At 72.4% G+C, this 26516-nt stretch carries 24 protein-coding genes; 10 read left to right on the forward strand and 14 right to left on the reverse strand.

What is annotated here, in order from left to right:
• The first annotated feature begins 33 nt into the window (after positions 1 to 33).
• Positions 34 to 1596 (forward strand): HtaA domain-containing protein, encoded by a 1563-nt coding sequence (locus EDD93_RS19680; RefSeq protein WP_123526383.1) that lies wholly within the window; start codon positions 34 to 36, stop codon positions 1594 to 1596.
• A gap of 80 nt (positions 1597 to 1676) precedes the next feature.
• On the forward strand, positions 1677 to 2348 hold the full coding sequence (locus tag EDD93_RS19685; protein WP_123526384.1) for a PhzF family phenazine biosynthesis protein: 672 nt from the start codon (positions 1677 to 1679) through the stop codon (positions 2346 to 2348).
• A 34-nt stretch (positions 2349 to 2382) separates the two neighbouring features.
• On the opposite strand, the gene EDD93_RS19690 is transcribed toward EDD93_RS19685, so the two are convergent.
• Both EDD93_RS19690 and map read right to left on the reverse strand, forming a co-directional pair.
• Positions 2383 to 3048, reverse strand: coding sequence for a heme oxygenase (biliverdin-producing) (locus tag EDD93_RS19690; RefSeq protein ID WP_123526385.1), 666 nt, complete (start codon positions 3046 to 3048; stop codon positions 2383 to 2385).
• A gap of 224 nt (positions 3049 to 3272) precedes the next feature.
• Entirely contained in the window at positions 3273 to 4130 is an 858-nt protein-coding gene (gene map, locus EDD93_RS19695; protein ID WP_123526386.1) for a type I methionyl aminopeptidase, read from the reverse strand.
• A 120-nt stretch (positions 4131 to 4250) separates the two neighbouring features.
• Between map and EDD93_RS19700 the strand changes: the two genes are divergently transcribed.
• Complete coding sequence (locus EDD93_RS19700) at positions 4251 to 4484, forward strand: hypothetical protein (protein WP_123526387.1); 234 nt, start codon at positions 4251 to 4253, stop codon at positions 4482 to 4484.
• Positions 4485 to 4517: 33 nt separating this feature from the next.
• Here the strand turns inward: EDD93_RS19700 and EDD93_RS19705 are convergent, their stop codons facing one another.
• Entirely contained in the window at positions 4518 to 5828 is a 1311-nt protein-coding gene (locus tag EDD93_RS19705) for an MFS transporter (RefSeq protein ID WP_123526388.1), read from the reverse strand.
• Positions 5829 to 5917: 89 nt separating this feature from the next.
• Entirely contained in the window at positions 5918 to 6520 is a 603-nt protein-coding gene (locus EDD93_RS19710; RefSeq protein ID WP_123526389.1) for a hypothetical protein, read from the reverse strand.
• 136 nt (positions 6521 to 6656) lie between these two features.
• Between EDD93_RS19710 and npdG the strand changes: the two genes are divergently transcribed.
• Together npdG and EDD93_RS39650 are read left to right on the forward strand one after the other, a co-directional pair.
• Complete coding sequence (gene npdG / locus EDD93_RS19715) at positions 6657 to 7367, forward strand: NADPH-dependent F420 reductase (RefSeq protein WP_123526390.1); 711 nt, start codon at positions 6657 to 6659, stop codon at positions 7365 to 7367.
• A 95-nt stretch (positions 7368 to 7462) separates the two neighbouring features.
• The gene (locus EDD93_RS39650; RefSeq protein ID WP_185092382.1) at positions 7463 to 7639 is read left to right on the forward strand and encodes a hypothetical protein; all 177 of its coding nucleotides are present in this window, start codon (positions 7463 to 7465) and stop codon (positions 7637 to 7639) included.
• Positions 7640 to 7654: 15 nt separating this feature from the next.
• Here the strand turns inward: EDD93_RS39650 and EDD93_RS19720 are convergent, their stop codons facing one another.
• Positions 7655 to 8452, reverse strand: coding sequence for a site-2 protease family protein (locus EDD93_RS19720; RefSeq protein ID WP_123526391.1), 798 nt, complete (start codon positions 8450 to 8452; stop codon positions 7655 to 7657).
• A gap of 201 nt (positions 8453 to 8653) precedes the next feature.
• Between EDD93_RS19720 and EDD93_RS19725 the strand changes: the two genes are divergently transcribed.
• Complete coding sequence (locus tag EDD93_RS19725) at positions 8654 to 11995, forward strand: BTAD domain-containing putative transcriptional regulator (RefSeq protein WP_123527875.1); 3342 nt, start codon at positions 8654 to 8656, stop codon at positions 11993 to 11995.
• An 18-nt stretch (positions 11996 to 12013) separates the two neighbouring features.
• Here EDD93_RS19725 and EDD93_RS19730 read toward each other — a convergent pair whose 3' ends face one another.
• The 3 genes from EDD93_RS19730 to panB all read right to left on the reverse strand — a co-directional run bounded on the left by EDD93_RS19730 (position 12014) and on the right by panB (position 14899).
• The gene (locus EDD93_RS19730; protein WP_123526392.1) at positions 12014 to 12871 is read right to left on the reverse strand and encodes an ABC transporter permease; all 858 of its coding nucleotides are present in this window, start codon (positions 12869 to 12871) and stop codon (positions 12014 to 12016) included.
• Positions 12868 to 13878, reverse strand: coding sequence for an ATP-binding cassette domain-containing protein (locus EDD93_RS19735; protein WP_123526393.1), 1011 nt, complete (start codon positions 13876 to 13878; stop codon positions 12868 to 12870). Before EDD93_RS19735 ends, EDD93_RS19730 begins: the two co-directional genes overlap by 4 nt.
• A gap of 133 nt (positions 13879 to 14011) precedes the next feature.
• A complete protein-coding gene (panB, locus tag EDD93_RS19740; protein WP_123526394.1) occupies positions 14012 to 14899 on the reverse strand; it encodes a 3-methyl-2-oxobutanoate hydroxymethyltransferase in 888 nt (295 codons plus the stop codon).
• A gap of 218 nt (positions 14900 to 15117) precedes the next feature.
• On the opposite strand from panB, the gene EDD93_RS19745 reads away from it, so the two are divergent.
• The 4 genes from EDD93_RS19745 (at position 15118) to EDD93_RS19760 (ending at position 20180) form a co-directional block, all read left to right on the forward strand.
• Positions 15118 to 16734, forward strand: a complete 1617-nt coding sequence (locus tag EDD93_RS19745; RefSeq protein WP_123526395.1) for a DHA2 family efflux MFS transporter permease subunit — start codon at positions 15118 to 15120, stop codon at positions 16732 to 16734.
• A 24-nt stretch (positions 16735 to 16758) separates the two neighbouring features.
• Positions 16759 to 17508 carry a TetR/AcrR family transcriptional regulator gene (locus tag EDD93_RS19750; protein ID WP_123526396.1) on the forward strand — a complete coding sequence of 250 codons (750 nt, stop codon included), beginning with the start codon at positions 16759 to 16761 and terminating at the stop codon, positions 17506 to 17508.
• A gap of 190 nt (positions 17509 to 17698) precedes the next feature.
• Positions 17699 to 18721 carry an endonuclease/exonuclease/phosphatase family protein gene (locus EDD93_RS19755; RefSeq protein ID WP_123526397.1) on the forward strand — a complete coding sequence of 341 codons (1023 nt, stop codon included), beginning with the start codon at positions 17699 to 17701 and terminating at the stop codon, positions 18719 to 18721.
• Between the two features lie 238 nt (positions 18722 to 18959).
• Positions 18960 to 20180, forward strand: a complete 1221-nt coding sequence (locus tag EDD93_RS19760) for an MFS transporter (RefSeq protein ID WP_123526398.1) — start codon at positions 18960 to 18962, stop codon at positions 20178 to 20180.
• A gap of 90 nt (positions 20181 to 20270) precedes the next feature.
• Here the strand turns inward: EDD93_RS19760 and EDD93_RS19765 are convergent, their stop codons facing one another.
• The 6 genes from EDD93_RS19765 to EDD93_RS19790 form a co-directional block, all read right to left on the reverse strand.
• Positions 20271 to 22025 carry an NAD+ synthase gene (locus EDD93_RS19765; protein WP_123526399.1) on the reverse strand — a complete coding sequence of 585 codons (1755 nt, stop codon included), beginning with the start codon at positions 22023 to 22025 and terminating at the stop codon, positions 20271 to 20273.
• A gap of 79 nt (positions 22026 to 22104) precedes the next feature.
• Entirely contained in the window at positions 22105 to 23691 is a 1587-nt protein-coding gene (locus EDD93_RS19770; protein ID WP_123526400.1) for a multicopper oxidase family protein, read from the reverse strand.
• A gap of 82 nt (positions 23692 to 23773) precedes the next feature.
• Positions 23774 to 24217 carry a DUF6153 family protein gene (locus EDD93_RS19775; RefSeq protein ID WP_123526401.1) on the reverse strand — a complete coding sequence of 148 codons (444 nt, stop codon included), beginning with the start codon at positions 24215 to 24217 and terminating at the stop codon, positions 23774 to 23776.
• Between the two features lie 103 nt (positions 24218 to 24320).
• A complete protein-coding gene (locus EDD93_RS19780) occupies positions 24321 to 24746 on the reverse strand; it encodes a CBS domain-containing protein (RefSeq protein WP_123526402.1) in 426 nt (141 codons plus the stop codon).
• A gap of 128 nt (positions 24747 to 24874) precedes the next feature.
• Complete coding sequence (locus EDD93_RS19785) at positions 24875 to 25609, reverse strand: DUF305 domain-containing protein (RefSeq protein ID WP_123527876.1); 735 nt, start codon at positions 25607 to 25609, stop codon at positions 24875 to 24877.
• Positions 25606 to 26292, reverse strand: a complete 687-nt coding sequence (locus EDD93_RS19790) for a DUF3105 domain-containing protein (protein WP_398904223.1) — start codon at positions 26290 to 26292, stop codon at positions 25606 to 25608. The genes EDD93_RS19785 and EDD93_RS19790 overlap by 4 nt, the downstream gene beginning before the upstream one ends.
• Positions 26293 to 26516 lie beyond the last annotated feature (224 nt).

The following is a 26516-nucleotide window of genomic DNA, read 5'->3' on the forward strand; positions in this document are numbered from 1 at the left end:
GATTTCGTTCATCCCTGAGGAGACCCACCGACCATGGCAGCCACCCGCCGTCCCATAGCTCTCGCCGCAGCCGTCGCCACGGCCGCCGCCCTCGGCACAGCCTTCGCACTCCCGGCGTTCGCGGCCGGCCAGTCCGGCCGGACCGGCCAGGACGGTGCCACCGCGGCCGCCCCGGCCATGGAGCTGAAGGACGGCACGCTGGACTGGGGCTTCAAGGAGTCCTTCCGCAAGTACATCGGCGCCGCAGGCAAGATCACGGTCAAGGACGGTGCCACCCAGGCCGCGGGCAACGGTGTGTTCACCTTTGTCAACGGCAAGGGCACGTACGACATGACCACCCACGGCACCGACACCGCCTTCCAGGGCGGCGTCAACTTCTCCGCCCACGGCGGCGTCCTCGACATCACGCTCTCGGACGTCAAGCTGTCCACCGCCGGCAAGGGCGGTGCGATCACCGCCGACGTGGCGACCCCGCAGGGCACCCGGAACGACGTGGCGGTCGCGGACCTCGACCTGTCGGCCGTGAAGCCCGGTCAGGGCGCGGGCGGGGCGATGGTCTTCAAGGACATCCCCGCGAAGCTGACGAAGGCGGGCTCCGAGGCCTTCAACGGTCAGTATCAGGCGGGGGAGGTCCTGGACCCGGCCACGCTCACGGTGAAGGCGGTCGCGCCCCCGACGGGGAAGCCGACCGAGAAGCCCACCGAGCCGACCGGCAAGCCGACCGAGAAGCCCACCCAGCCCACCGACAAGCCGACCGTGCAGCCCACGGACAAGCCCACCACGCAGCCCACGCAGCCCACGCCGAAGCCCTCCCCGAGCGTCACGGCCACCGGCCGGCCGGCCACCGGCCAGGGAGCCGTCGTCGACGGCACCCTGAACTGGGGCGTGAAGGCCTCCTTCCGTTCATACGTCACCGGCCCCATCGCCCACGGCAAGGTCGAGACGACGGGCGGCGCGACCACGTCCGGTGACGGCTACCGGTTCCCCGACGCCACCGGGCACTTCGACGCCGCCGGGCAGAGCCTGAACGCCGGCTTCGACGGCAAGGTCCGCTTCCTGGGCCACCAGGAGGACGGGGCGTACACGCTCGACCTCTCGCTGAGCAACCTGGAGATCCAGGCCCGCGGGACCACGGGCAAGCTCATCGCCGACGTGTCCACCAAGGACCGCGGGACGAAGAAGGCCGCCACGTACACCGGACTCGCCGTCGCCGACCTGAAGCTGCCCGCCGGCGGACTCACCGCCAAGGACGGCGTGGTGACCCTCTCCGCCGTTCCGGCCACCCTCACCGCCGACGGCACCAAGGCCTTCGGCGGCATGTACCGGGCCGGTGAGCGGCTCGACGCGCTGACCGTCGCGGTCGCCCTGGACAAGAACGCCGAACTCCCGTCCGGAACGGGCTCAGCCGGCGGTTCCGCCAACGGGGGGCCGACCACCGGCGCCACCGTGGGCGGCGGCGGTACGGTCGGCGGCTCGGCCGCTCTGGCCTCCACCGGCTCCGACGTCCCGGCCGGCTCGCTGTTCGCCGCCTCGGGTCTCATCGTGGCGGCCGGCGCCGGCGCGGTCGTCGTGGCCCGCCGTCGCCGCACCGCCTGATCCGCGGCACCGCGCGACAGCACCGCCCGGGTAGCGGCCCTCTCGGAGGGCAGGCACCCGGGCGGTGCTTCAATGCGCACGTGAGCGACTACGACGTACCCGCCGGCATCGACGTACTTCGTGTGTTCTGCGGCCCCGACGGGCGGCACGGCAGCGCGCTCGGCGTCGTGCGCGAGGGGAGCGGCCACCCCGAGCCGGCCGCGCGCCAGGAACTGGCCCGGCGGCTCGGCTTCGGCGGGACCGTGTTCGTGGACGATCCGGAACGCGGTCACCTGGACATCTACGCCCCGGGCCTGCGGCTGCCGTTCGCCACGAACGCGCTCGTCGGCGCCGCCTGGCTGCTCGACCTGGAGGTCCTGGAGCCGGCGGTGGGGGAGGTGTTCGGCCGTCAGGACGGCGAGTTCAGCTGGATCACCGCCCGCCCCGAGTGGGTCCCGCCGCACACGCTGGAGCGGTACGGCTCGGCGGCCGAGGTCGAGGCGCTGCCTGCCCCGCCGCCAGGCGAGGGCCGGTTCTACGCCTGGGCGTGGGAGGACGAGGCGGCCGGCCGGGTCAGGGCGCGGGGATTCCCCCGCCGGGACGAGAAGACCGTTGAGGACGAGGCGACGGGTGCGGCCGCGCTGCTGCTCAGCACCCGACTGAACCGGGCCCTGAACATCAGGCAGGGCCGGGGCTCCCAGATCCTCACGGCCCCCGCGCCGGACGGCACGGTGGAGATCGGCGGCCGGGTCCTCCTCACGGCCCAGGGCTGACGGCAGAACGCGGCGCGCCGCCGGGCGCGCCGCGTTACGCGCCGAGGGGGAAGGCCTCCCCCAGCTCGCGGAACACCGCGGTGTTCAGCGCGAACGCCCGCTTGCACTCGTCCACGATCCGCCGCTTCTCCAGGTCGTCCGCGTTCACCGCGTCCAGCAGCTCGCGGTAACCCCGTTTGAACGAGGCGGGGTTGGAGATCCCCTCGAAGACGTAGAACCGCACTCCGTCGCCCTTGCGCTCGAAGCCCCAGGTGCGCTCCGCCTTGTCGCGGATGATCTGGCCGCCCGACAGGTCGCCCAGGTAGCGGGTGTAGTGGTGCGCTATGTAACCCGCGGGCCAGGTGCGGGCGCACTCGGCGACCCGGTCGGCGTACGCGGCGGTGGCCGGCAGCGGCTCCAGGCCCTCGCGCCAGTCCGCACCCCGCAGATGGGCCAGATCGCGCTCCAGCTCGGCGGTGCGCATCAGCTCGGGCTGGATGAACGGACCGGCGACCGGATCGCTGCGCAGCGCCTCGGCGCCGTCCTCCAGCGCCCGGTACACGAACCACAGCTGCTCGGTGTAGCGCGTGTACGCGTCCACGCCGAGGCGTCCGCCGAGCAGGTCGCTCATGAAGGTCGAGGTCTCCGCCTCGACGTGCTGCTCGTGCGACGCGGTGCGGATCAGCGTCGAGAAGGACGTGGCGGTGGCGGTTGCGTCCAAGGCGGGCCTCCGGGGACCGAGGGGGACGGGAAGTCCAGAAAGAACGGAGATATCGGCTCGCCGAGGCTGTGCGCCGCAGCGTGTGCCGATGGGTCGATCTTCCTACTTAGGCTTACCTAAGTCAACCGCTTCCCGACGACCTGTCGGTAAAAAATCCGGCGCATGGGAAACGGCCGCCCGGAAGGGGCGGCCGTTCAGCGATTCGGTAACCCGGCAAGGGGGGGCTACGGGAGCGTGAGGATCTCGGCCCCCGTCTCCGTCACCACCAGCGTGTGCTCGAACTGCGCGGTGCGCTTGCGGTCCTTGGTCACCACGGTCCAGCCGTCGTCCCACATGTCGTAGGTGTGGGTCCCGAGCGTCAGCATCGGCTCGATGGTGAACGTCATGCCGGGCTTCATCACCGTGGTGGCGTGCTCGCTGTCGTAGTGCGGGATGATCAGCCCGGAGTGGAACGAGGAGTTGATCCCGTGCCCGGTGAAGTCCCGCACCACCCCGTACCCGAAGCGCTTCGCGTACGACTCGATGACCCGCCCGATCACGTTCACCTGGCGGCCCGGCCGGACCGCCTTGATCGCCCGCTTCAGCGACTCCTCGGTGCGCTCCACGAGCAGCCGCGACTCCTCGTCCACGTCGCCGCAGAGGTAGGTGGCGTTGTTGTCGCCGTGCACCCCGTTGATGTACGCCGTCACGTCGAGGTTCACGATGTCGCCGTCGCGCAGCACCGTCGAGTCGGGGATGCCGTGGCAGATCACCTCGTTGAGCGAGGTGCAGAGCGACTTGGGGAAGCCCCGGTAGCCGAGCGTGGACGGATAGGCGCCGTGATCGCACATGAACTCGTGGGCGACCCGGTCGAGTTCGTCCGTCGTGACACCCGGGGCGATGAGCTTCGCGGCCTCACCCATCGCCTGCGCGGCGATCCGCCCCGCGACGCGCATGCGCTCGACGGTGTCGGCGTCCTGGACCTCCGGGCCGGTGTACGGCGTCGGAGCCGGCTTGCCGACATACTCGGGGCGCCGGATGTTTCCGGGCACGGAACGGACGGGAGTGATCTCCCCTGGTACAAGCAGCGACTGGCCAGACATGCCAGCGAGTGTAGGGCCTGCCATTCGGATCATGCCGGGCTCCCTGATCCGGCCTGATCCGAATGGCAGGCCCTGACCAGCCCGCATGGGGCAGCATGGCACCGAGGAAAGGAACCGACGATGGCCCTGTTCAAGAAGCGCACGGTCGGCAAGCCCGGCGAGTGGTACTACTGCCTGGAGCACAAGAAGGTCGAAGAGGGTCCCGACTGCCCCGCCAAGGACCGCTTCGGCCCGTACGGCTCCCGCCAGGAGGCCCAGCACGCCATGGAGACCGCGCAGGAGCGCAACCTGGAGTGGGAGACCGACCCCAAATGGCACGACCGCCAGGGGCCGGACGAGAACGCGAGCGGCTGAGAGCCCCTCGGTGCGGGGCCCGCGCCCCCGGGCTCAGCCCGCGGGCGCGGCCTCCAGGCCCTCCTCGCGCTGTGCGCGCCTGCGCAGCGCGTCCGCGTCCGTCTCCGAGTCGTAGGTGAGGAGCTTCGGCAGGGCCGCCGCCAGCAGCGCCACCGAGGCGATACAGGCCACCCCGCCGCTCCAGACGGCGGTACGGGTCCCCGTCCACCCCGCCATACCGCCGGCCCGCACCTGGCCCAGCTGCGGGCCGACGCTGTACGAGAGCACCTCGATGCCCGCGAGGCGGCCCCGCAGCGCCTCCGGGATCGTCTGGTTCCAGATCGTCGAACGGCCGAGCCCGCTGAGCATGTCGCCCGCGCCGGCCACCGCCAGGCACCCCAGCACCAGCCACACGTTGCCGAACCAGCCGGCCGCCGCGATGGCCAGCCCCCAGACGGCCGCGCCGAACACCACGAACAGCCCGTGCCTGCGCACCCGTGAGGTCCAGCCGCTGGTCAGGCCCAGCAGGAGGGAGCCGACCGAGCCGGCCGCGTACATCAGGCCCAGCGACCACTCCGCGTCCAGGTCGTCGGCGAGGAACGGGAAGATCGTGTTCGGGAAGGCGAAGAACATCGCCGCCATGTCGATCGCGTACGTCCCCAGCAGCACCGGCCGGCTCCAGGCGTAGCGGGCGCCCTCCGCGATGCCGCGCAGCGACGGCTTCGTCCCCTTCTCGGCGGGCGGCGCGGGCGCGAGGCGGCGGCACAGGAACACGGACACGGTGAAGGTCGCCACCGTGATCGCGTACGCCGTGGCGTGCCCGGCATAGGCCACCACCAGGCCCGCGAGGGCCGGGCCCATGATCGCGCCGGCCTGCCAGCGCAACGAGTTCAGCGCGGCGGCGGCGCCCAGCTGGTCGTGCGGCACGATGCGGGCCATCAGCGAGTCCAGCGCGGGCCGCTGGAGCCCGGCGAGCGCGGAGACGCCGCCGGCCACCACGTAGAGCGGCCACAGCATCGGGTCGGGCAGGGCCGCGTTCACCAGGAGGACGAGCGCGAGCAGCCCGAGCCCCGCCTCGGTGGCCAGGATGACCTTACGGCGGTCGGCGGCATCGGCCAGCGCACCGCCGTAGAGGCCGAACACGACCAGCGGCACCAGTTCCACCGCGCCCATCGCGCCGACCGCGAGGGGCGAGCCGGTGAGGTGCTTGATCTGGAGCGGCAGCGCGATCAGCGCCATGGAACTGCCGAAGAAGGTGACGAGCCCCTGCACCCACAGCAGCCGGAAGTCCGCCGAGGACCGCCAGGGCGAGAGGTCGGGAAGAAGCGCGGAGAGCCTGGCGGCGAGCGAGGGACGGGAGGTCACGAAGGGTCATGGTCCGCCGGGACGGGCGCTCGGCGCAAACGCATTTCCGGGTTGCGGGACGGCCGCCCCGCAGGACCGCCCGCCCCGGCTCACCAGCGCGGCGGCGGGGGAGCCGTCAGCTGGTCGGCGAGCCGGGACAGCCGGTCGCGGAAGCGCCGCCGGCCACGCGGCACGGGCACGCTGTTCTCCCCGGCCGCCGCGCTCACCAGGTGCTGGACCGTGTCCAGGTCCACCTCGTCGCCGCCCGCCACGGACAGCGCCTCATGGGCCAGGCCCCGGACCTCCGGATCACCGTTGTCCAGCGAGAGCACCGTCGCACCCGCCCGCCGCGCGTCGTGCACCCGCTCCAGCAGGCCCTCGCCCGGCGACCGGGGTACCACCACGAGCAGCGTCTCGCCCCGGCCCGCCGCCTCGATCCGGCCCAGGCCGACGGCCAGCTGTGCAGGGTCCCCGGGCGCCACCCGGTGCCGGACCAGCGTGGGCGCCAGCTCGGGCAGCCCCGCCCAGGTGGACTCGTCGAGCAGATGGGCGGCCAGGTGCCACGGCTCGTACTCCTCGGTCCCCACCAGCAGCAGCCCGCCGCCGTGCGGGACGACGGACGAGCGCAGCGTCCCGGCGAACCGCCGGGTGGCGGCCGGCCACTCCGTCCCGGCGAGCACCTCACGCAGCAGCGCCACACGTACGGCATCCATGGCCGGGATCCTGCGGCACATCCCGGGGCCGGCGCGGGGGAACGGCCGCGGACCACCCGAACGGGGCCGGAAACGTGATCCGGATCGCGGTCGGCGGCGGGGCGGCCCTCCGCCGCCTGGAAGTACTGTCGGGGCCATGACTACGAATGACAGCGGCAGTGCGCCCAAGCCCCCCGCCAAGGACCCCTGGGACCTCCCCGACGTGTCCGGCCTGACCGTCGGCGTGCTCGGCGGCACCGGCCCGCAGGGCCGCGGACTGGCCTACCGGTTCGCCCGCGCCGGACAGCAGGTCGTCATCGGCTCCCGCGCGGCCGACCGCGCGCAGACCGCCGCCGAGGAGATCGGCCACGGCGTCCGGGGCGCGGACAACGCCGGCTGCGCCCGCGACAGCGACGTCGTGATCGTCGCCGTGCCGTGGGACGGGCACGCCAAGACCCTGGAGTCGCTGCGCGAGGAGCTCGCCGGGAAGCTCGTCATCGACTGCGTCAACCCGCTCGGCTTCGACAAGAAGGGCGCCTACGCGCTGAAGCCGCAGGAGGGCAGCGCCGCCGAACAGGCCGCCGCCCTGCTGCCGGACTCCCGGGTCACCGCCGCCTTCCACCACCTCTCGGCGGTGCTGCTCCAGGACGAGGCGATCGAGGAGATCGACACCGATGTGCTGGTGCTGGGCGAGGCCCGCGCCGACACCGACCTGGTCCAGGCGCTGGCCGGCCGGATTCCCGGGATGCGCGGCATTTTCGCGGGACGGTTGCGCAATGCCCACCAGGTCGAGTCGCTGGTCGCCAACCTGATCTCGGTCAACCGCCGCTACAAGGCACACGCGGGGCTGCGCACCACCGACGTGTGAGCCGCGCCGCCGCGCCCGCACCCCGCTCGGAGCGTTCCGGGGCATGGGGGACACTGGAGGGGACCGCGCACCACCCCCCGACAGGAGCCCTCCCCATGCCCCGCCTCGCTCTCTACGCCGCAGTCGTCTGCGTTCTCGCCGTCGTGGCTGCCGTGATCTCCTTCGTGCAGGGCAGCTGGCTCCTCGGGGTCCTCTGGGTGCTGCTGGTCGGCCTCTCGTCCAACATGGCCTGGTACTACCTGCGCCGCCGGCGCGCCACGCAGAGCGCGTAGGGCACGGGACAGCCCTTAGCCGTTCATCGAGCAGATGTCGTTCGGCGTCTGCCAGAACCGGTAGGCGTCCAGACCGCAGTACGTGTCGAAGTCGCTGACGCCGAGCGACCGCAGCAGCGCGTCGACCATGTCGAAGAACGCCGCGTTCACCCCCGGAACCCACAGCAGGGCGAAGACCGCGATCAGCCCGAACGGGGCGAACGGCTCCACCTGGCGGCGCACCGAGTGGGAGAGCCAGGGCTCGATCACCCCGTAGCCGTCCAGGCCCGGCACCGGCACGGAGTTCAGGATCGCCGCCGTCACCTGGAGCAGCGCCAGGAAGCCCAGCGCGTTGCGGAACGCGGCCGGCACACCGCTCAGCGCGTCCAGCCAGAACGGCGCCGTGCACACGATCGCGAACAGCACATTGGTCAGCGGGCCCGCCGCCGAGATCAGGCTGTGCCGCCAGCGGCCCCGGATCCGGCCGCGCTCGATGAAGACCGCACCGCCGGGCAGGCCGATCCCGCCCATGATCACGAACAGCACCGGCAGCACGATGCTCAGCAGGGCGTGCGTGTAGCGAAGGGGATTGAGCGTGAGGTACCCCTTGGCGCCGATGGAGATGTCACCGCTGTGCAGCGCGGTTCTGGCGTGGGCGTACTCGTGGAGGCAGAGCGACACGATCCAGGCCGCCGTGACGAAGAGGAACGTGGCGAAGCCCGGCTGATCCGCGAAGTCCGTCCACACCGCCCATCCGGACACCGCCGCGACGGCGGCGATCCCGAGGAAGACCGGGCTGATCCGCCGGTCCTTGCGCGCTGTTGCGGTGGTCATCGGCGGCTCCTGGTGGCTGCGGGAGAAACGGGCGCGGGCGGGCGGCGAGCCCGACCGTACAGGCGACACGGCCAAAACGTCTGGCATCCTGCCACTGGTTCCGTAAAGGGTGGGGGCATGACAGGCAGCACGGCGGGCGGCCCGCACGTACACGACCGGTCCGTGGTCTCGCTTCCGGCCCCGGTCACGGACAATGGGCGGGTGCGCTACAGCATCCTCGGGACCACCCAGGCACACCGCGACGACGGCACGGCCGTCGCCGTCGGCGGGGCGCGGCTGCGCGCCCTGCTCACCGTCCTCGCGCTGCGGGCCGGCCGCACGGTGCCCGCCGCCGTACTCGTCGACGAGGTGTGGGGCGGGGACCCGCCCGCCGACGCGCCGGGCGCCCTGCAGGCGCTCGTGGGCCGGCTCCGGCGGGCGCTCGGGCACGCGGCGGTCGCCTCGGCGGAGAACGGCTACCGGCTGGCCGCCGAACCGGACACCGTCGACCTGTACCGCTTCGAGCGCCTCGCGGGGGAGGGGGCACGGGCCCTGGAGGAGGGTGACCCGGCCAAGGCCGCGAGCGTCCTCGACGACGCGCTGGGCCTGTGGCGCGGCCAGGTGCTCGCCGATCTGCCCGACCGCCACGCCGAGGCGGCCCGCTGGACCGCCCGCCGGCTCGACGCCCGCCGCACCCGGCTCACCGCCTCGCTCGCCCTCGGCCGGGCCGAGCGGGTGCTGCCGGAACTGGCCGCGCTCTGCGGCGAGCACCCCCTCGACGAACCGCTCCAGGCGCTGCGGCTGCGCGCCCTGCGCGACGCCGGACGCACCGCCCAGGCGCTGGCCGCGTACGAGGAGGTGCGCACCGTGCTCGCCGACCGGCTCGGCACCGATCCCGGCGCCGAACTGAGGTCCCTGCACGCGGAGTTGCTCCGTGGGGAGCCGGAGCCGCCGCTCATACCCGCGGCTCCGGCCGGCCGCGCCGCAGCCTCCGGCCGCCGCGTTCCCGCCGCCCCGCCCGGCAACCTCCGGGCCAGGCTCACCAGCTTCGTCGGCCGGCAGAGCGATATCGAGACCCTGCGCGGCGACCTCTCCCGTGCCCGTCTGGTCACCCTGCTCGGCCCCGGCGGCGCGGGCAAGACCCGGCTCTCGCAGGAGGCCGCCGAATCCGTCGGTCCCGCCGCCTGGCCGGACGGGGTCTGGCTGGCGGAGCTGGCACCGGTCGAGGATCCCGAGTCGGTGCCGGAGGCCGTCCTCACCGCGCTCGGGGGCCGCGAGACCGTGCTGCGCGGTGCGGGCGCCGAGGAGCTCCGGGCCGTCGAGCGGGGCGGCGGGGGCGAGCCGCTGGTCCGGCTCACCGAACACCTCTCCGGGCGCCGCATGCTGCTGCTCCTGGACAACTGCGAGCACGTCATCGAGGCCGCGGCCGCCCTCGCCGACCACCTGCTGGCCCGCTGCCCCGAGCTCACCGTGCTCGCGACCAGCCGTGAACCCCTCGGTGTGCCGGGCGAGTTCGTCCGGCCCGTCGACCCGCTGCCCGAGCCGATGGCGCTGCGTCTGTTCGCGGACCGGGGCGCCGCCGCGCTGTCCGGGTTCCGGGTCGACGCGGACGAGCGGACGGCGGCGGCCACCGCCGAGATCTGCCGCCGCCTCGACGGGCTGCCGCTCGCCATCGAGCTGGCCGCCGCCCGGCTCCGGATGCTCACCCCGCGTCAGATCGCCGACCGGCTGGACGACCGCTTCCGCCTGCTGACCGGCGGCAGCCGGACCGTACTGCCGCGCCAGCAGACCCTGCGGGCCGTCGTCGACTGGTCCTGGGACCTGCTGGAAGAGGACGAACGCACCGCCCTGCGGCGGCTGTCGGTCTTCTCCGGCGGCTGGACCCTGGCTGCCGCCGAGGCGGTCTGCGCGGACCGGCCGGGCGACGCACAGGACGTCGCCGCCCTGCTCGGCTCGCTCGTCGACAAATCGCTCGTCGTCGCCGCGCCCGCCGCGGACGGCCGGATGCGCTACCGCCTCCTGGAGACCGTCGGCGAGTACGCGGCCGAACGGCTCGACGAGGCGGCGGAGCGTGCGTCCGTCGAACGCCGGCACCTGGTGTTCTTCCGGGAGCTGGCCCGTACCGCCGACCCCGGGCTCCGGGGCGCCGGACAGCAGGCCGCGATCGAGCAGTTCCAGAGCGAGTACGAGAACCTCCGCTCCGCCCTGCGGCACGCCGTCGCCGCACGGGACGAGCAGGAGGCGCTCTGCATGGTGCTCTCGCTCTCCTGGTACTGGCACATACGCGATCTGAGCACCGACGCCCTGCAGTGGTCCGGGGCCGCCGCGTCCCTCGGCCCCGACCCGTTCGCCCCTCCCGGCAGCCCCGCGCCCTCCCTCCACGAACGCTGCATCGACGCACCGCCACCGATGAGCCCCGAGCTGCTCCAGGAGGCACGGCGGCAGGTGGCGCTGGTCCAGCTGGTCAGCGTGGACGACGGGCTGGACGAGTGGACGAACGCCGACGGCCTGGCGCAGCTGCGCGTCATCGCGAGCACCTACCGGGCGGGCCAGCCGCAGACCTGCCGCTTCCCGGCATCGCTCTGGTTCTTCGCGGTGCTGGTCACCGGCGACATGGCCGCGCTGCGCGAGATGCTGGAGGAGACGGTCGCGGCCGCACGGCGACTCGGCTACGAGTGGGAGCTGGCCTCGGCGCTCCAGATGCGCGCCAACGTGCTGGCCAACCGGCTCGACTGGGCGGGCGAGGCCCGTGCCGACGCCGACGAGAGCCTGGAGATCTTCATCCGTCTCGGCGACGACTGGGGCGTGGCCGAGGCCCTCTCCTCGCGGGGCGAGGCCGACGAGAAGCGGGGCGATTTCGACCAGGCGGCCGAGGACTACCTGGCCGCGATCGGCTACGCGGAGAAGATCGGCGCCCGCGCCCAGGTCTCGGTGCTCCGCACCCGGTACGCCTCCGTCCTGACGGAGCTGGGCCGGGGCGCCGAGGGTGAGACCATCCTGCGCGGGGTGCTCCTGGAGACGTGGCACGTGGGGCACGGGGCCAAGTCCTTCGCCCGGCTCTTCCTGGCGATGTGGCTGGGCCGCTCCGGCCGGACCGTCGAGGCCCGCGCGCACCTCACCGCCCTGCGCGAGGAGTTCCGGGCGGATACGCAGGCGGTCTTCGACGCGTTCGTGGTGGGCGGTATGGCCTGGCTGGACAACATCGAGGGGCTGTACGCGGACGCCCTCGACCGGAGCCGGCATGCGCTGTCGCGGTCCGGCGACCCGCTGTCGCAGATGATGGCGCCGCACATGGCCGTCATCCACCTCGTCAGCGCCGCGCGGGCGCTGGGCGGCCTCGGCGGGGAGCGCCGGGGAGCCCTGGCGGCCCGGCTGCTGGCCACCTGCCGGGAGCTGCTGCCGAGCGGGCACATGCCGACGTCCATGGAGCGGGAGAACTACGACGCGGCCGAGGAGCTGGTCCGGGCCGCCCTCGGGGACGCCGGCTACGAGGCCGGGTACGACGAGGGCGGCGGCCTCTCCCTTGAGGAGGCCACCGCCCTCGTCGAGGCGTACCGGGACTGAGCGCCGGCCGCCCTGCCGTCAGGACTTCTTGCGGAACTTGGAGACCGCGATCGGGGCCATCACCGCGGTGATGACCACGGTCCAGCCGAGCGTCAGCCAGACCGAGTGGCCGACCGGGGTGCCCATCATCAGGGCGCGGGCCGAGTCGGCCAGGTTGGACAGCGGGTTGTAGTCGGTGAACGACTGGAGCCAGCCGGGCATCGTCGTGGGCGGGGCGAAGATGGAGGAGCCGAACTGGAGCGGCATCATGACGAGCATCCCCATTCCCTGGACGGCCTGGGTCGTCTTCAGGCTCAGTCCGAGCAGGATGAAGATCCACATGATGGCGGCGCCGAACGCGGCCGCCAGTCCGATCGCGCCGATCAGTCCGAGCACCGAGCCGTGCAGCTGCATGCCGAGCGCGAAGCCCATGCCCAGCAGGATCAGCGTGGCGACCATCATCCGGCCGAGTTCGACCACGATCTTGGCGATGAGCACCGAGGAACGGGCGATCGGCATCGTGCGGAACCGGTCCATGACCCCCTTGCGGAAGTCGTCGTTGACACCGGAGCCGACGGCCATGGCGATGTTCATGCCCATCATCGCCATCAGACCGGGGATCAGGTAGTTCAGGTACTCCTGCCGGCCGCCGCCCATGCTGCTGCCGACGGAACCGCCGAAGACGTACACGAACAGCAGGACGAAGATCACCGGCATCAGGAGCGCGTCGAACATCGACTCCGGATCCTTCTTGATCTGGAGCAGGTTGCGCCGCACCAGCGCCCCGATGTGCCGCAGGTTGTTCCGCAGGCCTATGCCGCCCTCGTCGTGGACAGCGGTGGCCGGAGCGGCGGGTGTCGTGCCGGTGGGGGCGGGCGTCAGAGTCGTCGTGCTCATGCCGCGACCTCCTGGGGAGTCGTGTCGGTGACGGAGGCCTTGCCGCCGGTGATGGCGAGGAACACCTCGTCCAGGCTGGGCAGCGCGGTGGCGACGTGCGCCAGCGAGAAGCCCCGGGTGCCGAGCAGGCCGATGACGGCGGTGAGCTGCTCGTCGCTGAGGATCGGTACGTACAGCAGTCCCTCGTCCGGGACCGCCTGCGCGCCCGCGACCCCGTCGAGACCGGCCTCGCGCAGGGCCTGTGCCATCGCCGCCAGTTCGGCGGGGTCGGAGGGGCGGATCTGCAGGGTGCGGCCGCCGACCTTGGCCTTCAGCTCGTCGACACCGCCGCGGGCGATGATCCTGCCCTTGTCGATGACGGTGAGCTCGCTGGCGAGCTGCTCGGCCTCTTCCATGTACTGGGTGGTGAGCAGCACGGTCGCCCCCTCCGCGACCATCCGCTGCACCTCGTCCCAGACCTCGTTACGGGTGCGGGGGTCGAGCCCCGTCGTCGGCTCGTCCAGGTACAGCACGGCCGGGCTGCCGATCATGGAGGCGGCCAGGTCCAGCCGGCGGCGCATTCCGCCGGAGTAGTCCATCGCGGCCTTCTTCGCCGCGTCGGTGAGCGAGAAGCGCTCCAGCAGCTCGTCGGCGCGGGAGCGGGCCTTCTTGCGCGGCAGGTCGAGCAGCCGCCCGATCATGTAGAGGTTCTCCCAGCCGGAGAGCTTCTCGTCGACCGAGGCGTACTGCCCGGTCAGTCCGATGGTGCGGCGCAGCGCGCGGGGCTGCTTCACCACGTCGTGGCCCGCCACCACCGCGTGTCCGGCGTCGGGAAGGATGAGGGTGGACAGGACTCGCACGAGGGTGGTCTTGCCGGCTCCGTTGGGGCCGAGTACTCCGAGGACGGTGCCCTCGCGCACATCGAGGTCCACGCCGTCCAGAGCTTTGGTCGAGCCGTAGTGCTTGACCAGTCCCCGTACCTCGACGGCGTTCCCGCCGTTCCTGGGGTTCTTGTCGATTCGCGTCATGTCCACTATCAGAGCAGCCGCCACCGACAACCCGCCGACAGGCCGCCGACAGCAGTGCGACAGCCCGCCGATGGGGGAAGTCGGCGGGCTGTCGGTGGTGCCGGCGGTGGTCGTCCGGCCGGGACGGGCCCGGTCAGTGGAAGGTGTGCTCCGGCGCCGGGAAGGTGCCGCCCACGACCTCGTCCGCGTACGCCTTGGCGGCGTCACCGAGGATCTGGCGCAGGTCGGCGTACTGCTTGGTGAAGCGCGGCACCTTGCCGCCGGTCAGCCCGACCATGTCGGTGTAGACCAGCACCTGGGCGTCGGTGTCCGGACCGGCGCCGATGCCGACGGTCGGGATGTGCAGGGTGCGGGTGACCTCGGCGGCCAGTTCGGCCGGTACGAGCTCCAGGACGACGGCGAACGCGCCCGCGTCCTGCACGGCCTTGGCGTCGCGCAGCATCTGCTGGGCGGCCTCCTCGCCGCGGCCCTGCACCCGGTAGCCCATCGCGTTGACGGACTGCGGGGTCAGGCCGATGTGGGCCATGACCGGGATGCCGGCGTCGACCAGGAGCTTGATCTGCTCGTGGCTGCGCTCGCCGCCCTCCAGCTTGACCGCGCCGACCCCGGACTCCTTGACCAGCCGGGTGGCGTTGCGAAGGGCCTGGACAGGGCCCTCCTGGTAGGCCCCGAAGGGCAGGTCGGCGACGACGAGGGCGCGCTTGGTGCCCCGTACGACGGCGGCGGAGAGGATGGCGATCTCGTCCATCGTGACGGGCACGGTGGTCTCGTAGCCGAGGTGACAGTTGCCCATCGAGTCACCGACGAGCATGACCGGGATGCCGGCCTCGTCGAAGACGGACGCGGTCATCGCGTCGTAGGCGGTGAGCATGGGCCACTTCTCGCCGCGCTCCGTGGCGGCGGCGATGTCGTGGACGGTGATGCGGCGGTTGCTCTTTCCTCCGTACAGCGCCTTGCTGCTGTCGGCGGGAGCACCCGCGGGGGGTGTGGCGGACTGGTTGTGCGCAGCCTGAAGCGACATTGCCAACGGCTCCTTCGTCATCTCGAGGCGCCCTGACGGCGTCCCCGGATCCCTTCCATGGTGGCATCCCGGAGCCCGTCACGGGAAGTGGGCCCGCACACGTCCCCCGGACGGCGGCAGTACGAGGGCGGCGGGGCGCCGGATATCGCCCGGTCCCGCCGGTAAAGACTCTCCAATACGAGACGGTCTCGTATCGAAATGAGGTTAGGCTCTCGTCCATGTCCATACCGTCCGGCGCTCCCGCCGTCGTGCCCCAGGTCCCGGAGGCGGTCCACCGCCGCCGCTGGGCGATCCTCGTCGTCCTGATGTTCAGCCTGCTCATCGTGGTGCTGGACAACTCGATCCTCAACGTCGCCGTCAAGACGATCGCTTCCCCCGCACCTACCGGGCTGGGGGCCACCCAGAGCGAGCTGGAGTGGGCGATCAACTCCTACACCCTCGTCTTCGCCGGACTGCTCTTCACCGCAGGCCTGCTCGGCGACCGCGTCGGGCGCAAGAAGGTGCTGCTCCTGGGCATCGTGCTCTTCGGCATCGGCTCGGCCTTCGCCGCCATGTCCGGCTCGCCCGGCGAACTCATCACCTGGCGCGCCGTGATGGGCTTCGGCGCCGCCTTCGTGATGCCGGCCACCCTCGCCGTCCTGATGAACGTCTTCGAGCGCGACGAGCAGCCCAAGGCCATCGGCATCTGGGCGGGCAGCGTCGGCCTCGGCATCGCGATCGGCCCGATCACCGGCGGACTGCTCCTCGAACACTTCTGGTGGGGCTCGATCTTCCTGGTCAACGTGCCCGTCGTGGTCATCGCGCTGATCGCGATGCTGATCCTCGTACCGGACTCCAGGGACCCGAAGCCGGGCCGCCTCGACCCGATCGGTGTGGTGCTCTCCATCATCGGCCTGGTGCTGCTGGTGTACGGGATCATCCGGGGCGGCGAGCTGGCCGACTTCACCGACGTCTCGGTACTCCTGCCGGTCATCGGCGGCCTCGTCGTCCTGGTGGGGTTCGTCCTCCACGAGAAGCGCAGCGCCAGCCCGGCCATCGACGTCACGTACTTCAGGAAGCCGGCCTTCTCCGCCGCCGTCGCCGCCATCGCGCTGGTCTTCTTCGCGCTGATGGGCGTGACGTTCTTCTCTGCCTTCTACATGCAGAGCGTGCGGGGCTGGAGCGCCCTGCAGTCCGGGCTGCTGATCCTGCCGCTGGCCATCGCCCAGATGGTCTTCGCGCCCAGGGCCCGGCTGGTGGTCGCGCGGTTCGGCGCCCGTGCCGTGTGCACCGTCGGCATGCTGATGGTCGCGGTCGGTCTCGCGGCGTTCGCGCTGTTCGACGCCGACACCCCCGTCTGGCTGATGTGTGTGGTCTTCTTCGTGCAGGGCACCGGCATGGCCCATGTAATGCCGCCGGTCACCGTCGCCGTCATGCAGGCCCTGCCGCGCGAGAAGGCCGGCTCCGGCTCGGCCGTCAACAACACGTTCCGGCAGGTCGGCGGCGCGCTCGGGATCGCCGTGCTCGGATCGGTGCTGTCCGCCGTCTACCGGAGCGACATCGAGGGCCACCTCGGGGCGCTCCCGGCCGCCGCCAGGGACACCGCGGCGGAGTCGATCGAGGCGACGCTCGGCATCGCGGAGAAGATGGGGCCCAAGGGCGCCCCGCTCGTCGCCGCCGCGAACGACGCCTTCCTCGGCGCCATGCACGTCACGGCCATCAGCTCGGCCCTCGTCGCCCTGCTCGGAGCGATCGTGGTCGCCCTGTTCCTGCCCGGCAGGGCGCCCGCCGCGCGGACGCCCGCCCCGGGCGGAGGCCAGGACGATCAGGCGGTGCGCGCGCCCGCGGCACGGTGACGCCGGCGGTCCGGTTCCGACGGGATGCCGGCGGGACCGGACCGGTCGGGGAGAATCGGGGGCGGCGAAAGGTGGTTTCACGTGCAGGACCAGGCACCGGACCGGACCGAGCGGGCTCCGGACGAGCGCGACCGCGGCCCCGGCGACGATCAGGAGCCCCGCCGCGGCCGTCCGCGCAGCGCGGCGGCCGAGCGGGCCATCCTGGACGCCGTCGTCGAACTGCTGGAGGCCGGCGAACCCCTGGCCGGCCTGTCCATCGAGCGGATCGCCCGCACCGCCGGGGTCGGCAAGGCCACCATCTACCGGCGCTGGGCCGACAAGGAAGCCCTCTTCGTCGACGTCCTGCGTGACATCGAGCCCCCGGAGCCCGAGGTCTCGGGCACCGCCGGCCTCGGCGATCTGCGCGTCATGCTGGAGTCGATGCGCACGCGCGGGCTGGCCCAGCGCTCCTCCGTACTGCTGCACAACGTCTTCGCCCAGATGAAGAGCCACCCCCGGCTCTGGGCCGAGTACCAGGCCACCGTGATCGCCCCGCGCCGGGTCGCCATGCGCGCGGCCGTCCGGCGGGCCGTCGAGGCCGGTGAACTGCGCGACGACACGGACGTGGAGCTGATCGACGACCTGTTCACCGGCCCCATGCTCGTACGCACCATCCACCGGCCGGACGCGCCGCTGCCCGAGGACCTCACCGACCGCATCATCGGGCTGCTCGTCGACGGCATCGGAGCACGCCCGCCCGGCACCGGATCCGGCGGAGCCGCCCGTCGTGGCTGACGCGCCCGGCCCCCCGCGCATGTGATCGTTCTGTCACAAGCCCCCACAGACCGCCTCCGGCCGGAACCCGCCGTGCCCGCTCGTTCGTCCTGGTGGCAGTACGGCCGTCGTCGACGGCTCGGATCGCGTCGCTCATCGCCTAGGGTCGTTGGCGCGGCGATGTGTACGGCAAGGCAGTGAGGACAGCGCGATGGTGCAGGCGTACAGGGCGGACACCGGGAACGGCGGCGGAGGACCGCAGCCCTCCGGATCCCGTTTCCGGGACCTGCGCGACAGACTGGCCCGGGACCCGGGCATCTGGCGGCGCGGGACGGTCCTGGCCGGGTGCTCGGTCCTGCTGACCCTCGTGATGCTGCTGCACGCCCAGATCCCGAACACCATCGGCAACCTCGGCAGCCTCACCGAGACCTTCCTGCCCTGGATCGCCGTCTTCGTACCGGTGCTGCTCGTCCTGGGCCTGGTGCGGCGCTCCGCCACCGCGCTGATCGCGCTGCTGCTGCCCGTCATCGTCTGGTTCAACGTGTTCGGCGGTCTGCTCACCGACAAGTCGGGCGGCGCCGGCGACCTCACCGTCGCCACCCACAACGTCAACGCGGACAACGCCGACCCCGCCGGCACCGCCCAGCAGGTCGCGGGCTCCGGGGCCGACGTCATCGCCCTCCAGGAGCTGCCCGCCGGTCAGGTGAAGACCTACGAGGCGGCGCTCGACGGCCGCTTCCCGTACCACTCGGTGCAGGGGACCGTCGGCCTCTGGAGCAAGTACCCGATCAGCGACACCCGCCCGGTGGACATCAGGATGGGCTGGGTCCGCGCCATGCGGACCACCGTCGCCACCCCCGAGGGCAAGGTCGGCTTCGTCGTCGCGCACCTGCCCTCGGTACGGGTCAAGCTGCACGCCGGGTTCACCGCGAACCAGCGCGACCAGAGCGCGGACGCCCTCGGTGAGGCCATCGCCGACGAGGGGCTCGACCGGGTCGTCCTGCTCGGCGACCTCAACGGCACCATGAACGACCGCTCGCTCAACGCGGTCACCTCCCAGATGCGCTCCACCCAGGGCGCGGCCGGCAACGGCTTCGGATTCAGCTGGCCCGCGTCGTTCCCGATGGCCCGGATCGACCAGATCATGGTGAAGGGCGTCGACCCCGTGTCGTCCTGGACGCTCCCCGCCACGGACAGCGACCACCTCCCGATCGCCGCCCGCGTCAAGCTCTGACGTCGCCCGAGCCAGGCACTGACGTCACGGTCCGTTTACCTCCCGGCATAAACCATCTGAGAGTATTTGTTCCGATCAGGGACCGAGGCCGACCGGCGATGGAGCCGGTCAGCCGCTGTGCGCTCCGGCCCCCACGCCCGGCAGCGCCGCCATGCCCCGGCTCCCTCCTGCGCCTCGTGGCGCGGCCGGCCCACGCCGCCGCCCCGCGCGGGGCCTCCCTGCGGAAAGGTCTCTCCTCATGCCTCTGGCTCTGCTCGCACTCGCGGTGAGCGCCTTCGGCATCGGTACCACGGAGTTCGTGATGATGGGCCTGCTGCCCGATGTCGCGGACGATCTCGGCACCTCCGTCCCCACGGCGGGCTACCTCGTCTCGGCCTATGCGATCGGCGTGGTGCTCGGCGCCCCGCTGCTCACCGCCCTCGGCTCCCGCATTCCGCGCAAGCGGATGCTCCTGCTGCTGATGGCGCTCTTCACCGTCGGCAACCTCGCCTCCGCGCTCGCCCCCGGCTTCGGCTGGCTGATCGCGGGCCGTGTGCTGGCCGGGCTGCCGCACGGCGCGTTCTTCGGCGTCGGCGCGGTCGTCGCCGCCCGGCTGGTGGCCGACGGGCGCCAGGCGCGGGCCGTTGCGACGATGTTCCTCGGCCTGACCGTCGCCAACATCGTCGGAGTGCCCGCCGCCACCCTGCTCGGCCAGCACCTCGGCTGGCGGGCCACGTTCCTGGTCGTCGCGGTGATCGGCCTGTGCGCGATGGCCGCGCTCGCCCGGCTCGTCCCGAAGATCCCGGTGGAGGCCCACCGCAGCGTCCGCCACGAGGTGCGCGCCATGGGCAACAGGCAGGTGCTGCTCGGACTGCTCACCGCCGTCTTCGGCTTCGCCGGGGTCTTCGCCGTGTACTCCTACCTCTCGGCGATGACGACGGAGGCGATGGGCTTCGGGGAGTCCTCGGTGACCCTGGTGCTGGCGCTCTTCGGCATCGGCATGACGCTGGGCGCGCTCGCTGCGGGCCCGCTCACGGACCGGGCGCTGCGTCCCACGCTGTACGGATCGCTGGGCGCGCTCGCGGTGGTCCTGGTCGTCTTCCCGTTCGCCGCCCATGTGCAGTGGGCCGCGCTGGTGATGGTGGTGCTGCTGGGCGGGGTCGGGTTCATGACGACGACGCCGCTGCAGATGCTCGTCATGAACAAGGCGAAGGACGCCCCGACGCTCGCGTCCGCCTCCAACCACTCCGCGTTCAACCTGGCCAACGCGGGCGGCGCCTGGCTGGGCGGCGTGGCCATCGCGGCGGGCTGGGGCTGGACGTCCCCGGCCCTGGTCGGCGCGGTCCTGGCCGTGGCCGGCCTCGCGGTGGCGGTCACGGCGGGCGTACTGGACCGGGACCGCACCCCGTCGAGGGTGGTGGCACGCGCGACGGACATGGCCGAACGGAGCCCGGCCACCTCAAGCGCGTCCGGCGAGTGAGGACACCGGAGCCGAAGCAGATCGAGCCCGTCCGGCGAGTGAGGACAACCCCTCGGCCGGACGGGCCCGCAGCCACCCGTACCCCCGGCGTCAGCCGGACTCGCGCCACCGGTTCGTGATCGGCAGCCGCCGGTCCTTGCCGAAGCCCTTGGGCGAGATCTTCGTGCCCGGCGGGTACTGCCGCCGCTTGTACTCGGCGGTGTCCACCATCCGCAGCGTCTTCGCCACCAGCGCCGGATCGAACCCGGCCGCGACGATCGCGTCGAGCCCCTGGTCCCGGTCGACGTACATCTCCAGGATGCGGTCCAGCACGTCGTAGTCGGGCAGCGAGTCCGTGTCGACCTGACCCGGGCGCAGCTCCGCGCTCGGCGGCTTGGTGATGGAGGCCTCCGGGATCGGCGGGGTCTGTCCGCGCTCCTCGGCGGCCCGGTTGCGCCACTTCGCCAGCCGGAAGATCGACGTCTTGTAGACGTCCTTGATCGGCCCGTACGCACCGACGGAGTCGCCGTACAGCGTCGAGTAGCCGACCGCCAGCTCCGACTTGTTGCCCGGCGCCAGGACGATCTGGCCCTCCTGGTTGGAGACGGCCATCAGCATCGTGCCGCGCAGCCGCGACTGGAGGTTCTCCTCCGCGAGACCGGTGAGCCCCAGCGAGCCCATGTACGCGTCGAACATCGGCTCGATCGGTACGGTCCGGAAGTTCAGCCCGGTGCGCCGCGCCAGCTCGGCCGCGTCGCCCTTGGAGTGGTCCGAGGAGTACTTCGACGGCATCGAGATGCCGTAGACGTTCTGCGCCCCGAGCGCGTCGCAGGCGATGGCGGCGACCAGCGCGGAGTCGATCCCGCCGGAGAGCCCGATCAGCACACTGCTGAAGCCGTTCTTCGCCGCGTACGCGCGCAGGCCCACCACGAGCGCCGAGTACAACTCCTCGTCGTCGTCGAGCCGGTCCGCGTACCCGCCGGCCAGTTCCGCCTCGTACGGCGGCAGCGGCTTCTCGGAGAGCACCACGTGGTCGATGCGCAGCCCGTCGTTCACCACGCCCGACGGCGCGTCGGCCGGGGCGGCCGGCAGGTCGAGGTCGATGATGACGCTGCCCTCGGCGAACTGCGGCGCACGGGCGATGACCTCGCCCCGCTTGTCGACGACGATCGAGTCGCCGTCGAAGACCAGCTCGTCCTGGCCGCCGATCATCGCCAGGTAGGCCGTCGTGCAGCCGGCCTCCTCGGCCCGCTTGCGGACCAGTTCGAGCCGGGTGTCGTCCTTGTCCCGCTCGTAGGGCGAGGCGTTGATCGAGAGCAGCAGCCCGGCCCCGGCGGCCCGCGCGGCCGGCACCCGGCCGCCGTCCTGCCAGAGGTCCTCGCAGATGGCGAGCGCGACGTCGATGCCGTGCACCCGTACGACGGGCATCGAGTCGCCCGGTACGAAGTACCGGAACTCGTCGAAGACGCCGTAGTTGGGCAGGTGGTGCTTGGCGAAGTTCAGCGCGATCCCGCCGCGGTGCAGCACCGCGGCGGCGTTGCGCGGGGACCCGGCGGGCTGCCCGTAGCGCGGCGCGGCGAACTCGGAGCGGTCGAGGTATCCGACGACGACCGGCAGTTCCCCGAAGCCCTCCTCGTCGAGGCGGGCGGCGAGCGCACGCAGCGCGTCCCGCGACGCCTCGACGAAGGACGACCGCAGGGCCAGGTCCTCGACGGGGTAACCGGTCAGCACCATCTCGGGGAACGCCACCAGGTGGGCGCCCTGCTCGGCGGCGTGCCGGGTCCAGTGGAGGATCGCCTCGGCGTTGCCGGCGAGGTCACCGACGGTCGAGTCGATCTGATTCAGTGCGAGGCGTAGTTGAGGCACGCCGCCCAGTGTAATCGTCTGACTGACGCGATGTCCTGGCGGGCCGCGCGAAAAGCCGTGCGGCCCGCCGGGGAGCCGGTCAGCCCCGGTAGCCGAGGACCGTCATCATGCCCGCCTCCGCGTGGTACAGGTTGTGGCAGTGCAGCATCCACAGCCCGGGGTTGCTTGCGTCGAAGTCGACCGTGAGCGTCTGCCGGGGCAGCACGATCGCGGTGTCCTTACGGGCCCCGGACGCGTTCCCGGCCAGCGCGAAGGTGTGCCCGTGCAGATGGACCGGGTGCCACATCGAGGTCGCGTTGCGCAACTCCATCCGCACCCGCTCCCCGGCCTGCACCGGATGGCGCCGATCGGCGCTGTACGGCTTCCCGTCGAAGGCCCAGTCGTACGCGGCCATGGAGCCGGTCAGCCGGATCCGCACCGTCCGGTCGGGCGTCCGGCCGGGCAGCGCCACGGACGCGTCCGGAACGAGCCGGTCGGCGGTGACCAGCGAGCCGTCCAGCTCCTTGGGCCGCACGGCGGCGCCGGGCGCCGCCCCGCCCCCGGTCCGCAGCAGCGCCAGCGCGGAGGCCTTCTTGCCCTCGGCCAGCGCGGTCAGCGGGAACACCCCGTCCCCGGCGGTCACCAGCACGTCGTACCGCTCGCCCATGCCGAGCAGCAGGGCGTCCGTCGTGGTGTGCCGGACCGGGAAGCCGTCGGTGTGCGTGACCGTCATCCGGTGGCCGCCGAGCGCGATACGGAAGGCGGTGTCACCGCCGGCGTTGATGATCCGCAGCCGGATCCGGTCGCCGGGCCGGGCGCTGAGGGAGGCCGGGTCCTGCGGGGTGCGGCCGTTGATCAGGTAGTACGGGTAGCCGACGTCGCCCGCGTCGCCGCCCAGCAGTTCGCTGGTGGCGCCCATGAGCATGCGCGAGGGCCCGGTCCCGGTGCCCGCAGAGGGCGACGCGCCCATGGCGTGCCCGCTGTGCCCGCTGCCCTTGGTGAGTTCCTGGAGCACCGCGTCCGGGGTGGAGCCGTCCACCCCGTCGAGCCAGTCGTCCAGGACGACGACCCACTCCTTGTCGTACGACAGCGGCTCCTTCGGGTCATCGACGATCAGCGGCGCGTACAGCCCGCGGTCCAGCTGGACGCCGGAGTGCGGGTGGAACCAGTACGTGCCGGGGTCCGGCACCGCGAACCGGTAGGTGAAGTCCTTGCCGGGCTCGATGGCCCGCTGGGTCAGCCCGGGGACCCCGTCCATGTCGTTGCGCAGGGCGAGCCCGTGCCAGTGCATCGAGGTCGGCTGCGGGAGGTGGTTGGCGAGGGTGAGGGCGAGCGTGTCACCGGCGGTGACCCGCACCTCCTTGCCGGGCAGCCGGTCCCCGTACGCCCAGGTGCTGACGGTGTGCCCGCCGCCCAGGTCGAGCCGGGACGGGGTGGCGGTCAGGGAGACCTCGCGGACGGGTCCGGAACCCCGCCGCTTCTCGGCCGCCGCGACCTCGGGGCCGTCGGGGGACACGTATCCCGAGGGGGCCGCCGTGCCGGAGGGCCCGGCGTCGTCCATGGCGGAGTGGTTCATGCCGGAGTGGCCGGTGCTCGTGCCGCCGTCGGAGCAGGCGGCGAGGGCTCCGGTACCGGCGAGGGCGAGCGATGCGCCGAGTACGGCGCGTCGGGTGTGCTGAGCGGGCATGGCTGAGTGCACCTCAAGGTGTGGTCGGTGTGGTGAAGGGCGGACGGGGCGCGGTCTGCCCCGGACGGGGGCGCGGGCGCGCCTATATCCGCAGTACCGACAGAGAGGTGAGGAGGGCCTTGCGCGGCCGTGGTGGGGGAGGGGGCCGGGGCAGCCGCGGCGAACGCGCCCCGGCGGCCCCCGGCACACCGTTCGCGGGCCGCCGCGCCGCCATGAGCGCGGTGAGCAGGGCGAGGCCCCAGACCGTGAGCACGGCGAGGCAGACGGCCATCGGGTCCATACCGCGCATCGGCGCCGGACGGACGGGGTGCCGGATGCCGGGGTGAGCGGCCTCGGCGACCTGGGTGACCTGCCCGGCCGCCGGGCCGGGTGCGGTCATCGAGTGTGCGGCGGCCATCGGGGCGGCGCCGCCACCCGGCCCGCCGTGTTCCGCCGGGTGCCCGACGGTGTGCATGGTGAAGATCCCGAAGAGCAGCGCGGCGAACAGCAGCAACTGCCCGTACCTCGCACTCCTCGTCCCGAACATGCCGGCCACCTTACCCCTACCGGGTATATGAACGACGGTGGCCCGCCACCCCGCGCGCGGCGGAGGGCGGGCCGCCGGGCCGTCAGGCCGTACGCGGTGCCGGTCAGTTGCGGGAGTAGACCTTCTCCGCCCAGCCGGCGATCTGGTCGTCGGAGAGGTGCTGCGCCAGATCGGCCTCGCTGATCATGCCGATCAGCCGCTTGTTCTCGACGACGGGGAGCCGCCGGATCCGGTGGTCCTGCATCTCCTGCAGCACGTCCTCCACCTCCGCGCCCGCGTCGATCCAGCGCGGTGTGCCCTGCGCGAGGTCGCCCGCGGTCACCTTCGACGGATCCTTGCCCATCGCCACGCAGTCGACCACGATGTCGCGGTCCGTGAGGATGCCGATCATCCGGTCCTTGTCGCCCTCGGCCGAGATGGGCAGCGCGCCGACCTTGTGCTCACGCATCAGCTGCGCGGCGCGGTCGAGGGTCTCGTGCGCCGGGATCCAGGTGACGCCGGTGTGCATGATTTCCTTGGCAGTGGTCATGGGCGTTTTCCTCCCGCGTGCCGGTGGGCACAGCTCTACGACCCCGAGCGAACCCATCGTCGTGGGCCCGTTCGGGGTACGCGAGCGCTGTCACCCATTCGGGTGCACCTGCGGTACGCGGGGAACTCTCAGCCGTGGTCCCTCGGCTTCGCTCCACGCTCGGCGAGCAGGTCGGCCATCGCGTCCAGCTCGGACTGCTGGGCCTCGACCATGCCCTGGGCCAGCCGCTTCTCCACCTTGACGGTGCACAGGTCCGCGCAGCCGCGGGCCATGTCGATGCCGCCCTTGTGGTGGTCGGTCATCAGCTGGAGATACAGGACCTCGGCCTGCTTGCCACTGGCCTCGCGGAGCCGGCCGAGCTCGGTGCGGGTGGCCATGCCGGGCATCAGGGACCCGTCGTGGGCCCGATAGGCGCCCCCGTCCATGCCAGGCATCCCCGCCATGTCGTGGCCCTCATGTCCGCTCTGTCCACCACCGGCCATCCAGGCCATCGGCTCCTGCCCGGCGGCCACCTTGGGCAGCTCCCACAGATCCAGCCAGCCGAGCAGCATGCCCCGCTGGTTGGCCTGGGTGTTGGCGATGTCGTACGCGAGCCGGCGCACGTCCTCGTCCCGCGTGCGGTCCCGCACGATGAAGGACATCTCCACGGCCTGCTGGTGGTGGACCGCCATGTCGCGGGCGAAGCCGGCGTCCGCCGACTCCGCGCCGGGCGTGCGCTGGGCGGCCCCGGAGGCGCTCGGGTGGTGGCCGGCCCCGTCGTCCCGCGCGGAGGCCACCGTCGCGGCCCCCGCGAACAGCACCGCGAGCGCCACGGCGGAACCGGCCACCCAGCGGGTGCGCCGGGTGCGCTCCGTAACCGTCATTCGGCCCCCCGCCCGCCGGTGCACGCGGCACCGGGCTCGGGGGTCTGCGGCCCCTGCACGTACTTGGTGAAGAACTGCGCCACCCTGGGGTCACCGGCGCCGTCCACCGTGAGCTGCTTGCCCCAGGCACTCAGCATGATCGTGCCGGCCTGGTCCTTGTACGGGCTCATCAGCGAGTACGGGGTCTTCGAGACCCGGTCCGCCAGCTGGGCCACGTCGGCGGCCGGGGCCTTGTCCGTGTACGTCACCCACACCGAACCGTGCTCCAGCGCGTGCACGGCGTTCATGTCGGGGACCGGCTCCTTGTATACCTCGCCGTCGCAGTTCATCCAGACGGGGTCGTGGTCACCCCCGACCGGGGGCTTCATCGGGTACGTCACGGGCTTGGTGACGTGGTTGCGGGTCAGCTTCTTCGCGTCCCACGTCTTCTCGCCCTCGATCGCGCCGCCGCCCGCGTCCTTCCCCTCCGTCCCGGGCTGCTCCGAGGCCTTCGCGTCCGAGGTCTTCTGGTCCGCCGACGCCTCGGACCTGTCGAGCAGGGTGTAGCTGCCGAAGGCGACGAGACCTGCGACGACGACGGCGCCGAGGCTTATGGCCACCACGCGGCTGCGGCGGTCCCGCGCGCGGTCGGCGTTGCGCATCTGCTCTATGCGCGTCCTGCGGTCGTGGCTCTCGTGGCTCATGTCGAGGTCCTTCTGCGAAGGGGCGATGAGGGTCTGGAACGGGTCGGAAATCGGGTGTGCGCAGGGCGGTTGCCGGGCCGCCGCAGCCCGTGCACACCATGGCCGACGATCGTAGTGGGTGGCCGAGTGCTCCATCTCACGTCGTGTGCGTAATCTGGGTGAAATCCCGGGTCGTGATACTGGAGTTTCCCCCCTACCCCGGGCGGTGGTGCACGGACCGTCTG

The organism is Streptomyces sp. 840.1 (assembly GCF_003751445.1).
Classification (GTDB): domain Bacteria; phylum Actinomycetota; class Actinomycetes; order Streptomycetales; family Streptomycetaceae; genus Streptomyces.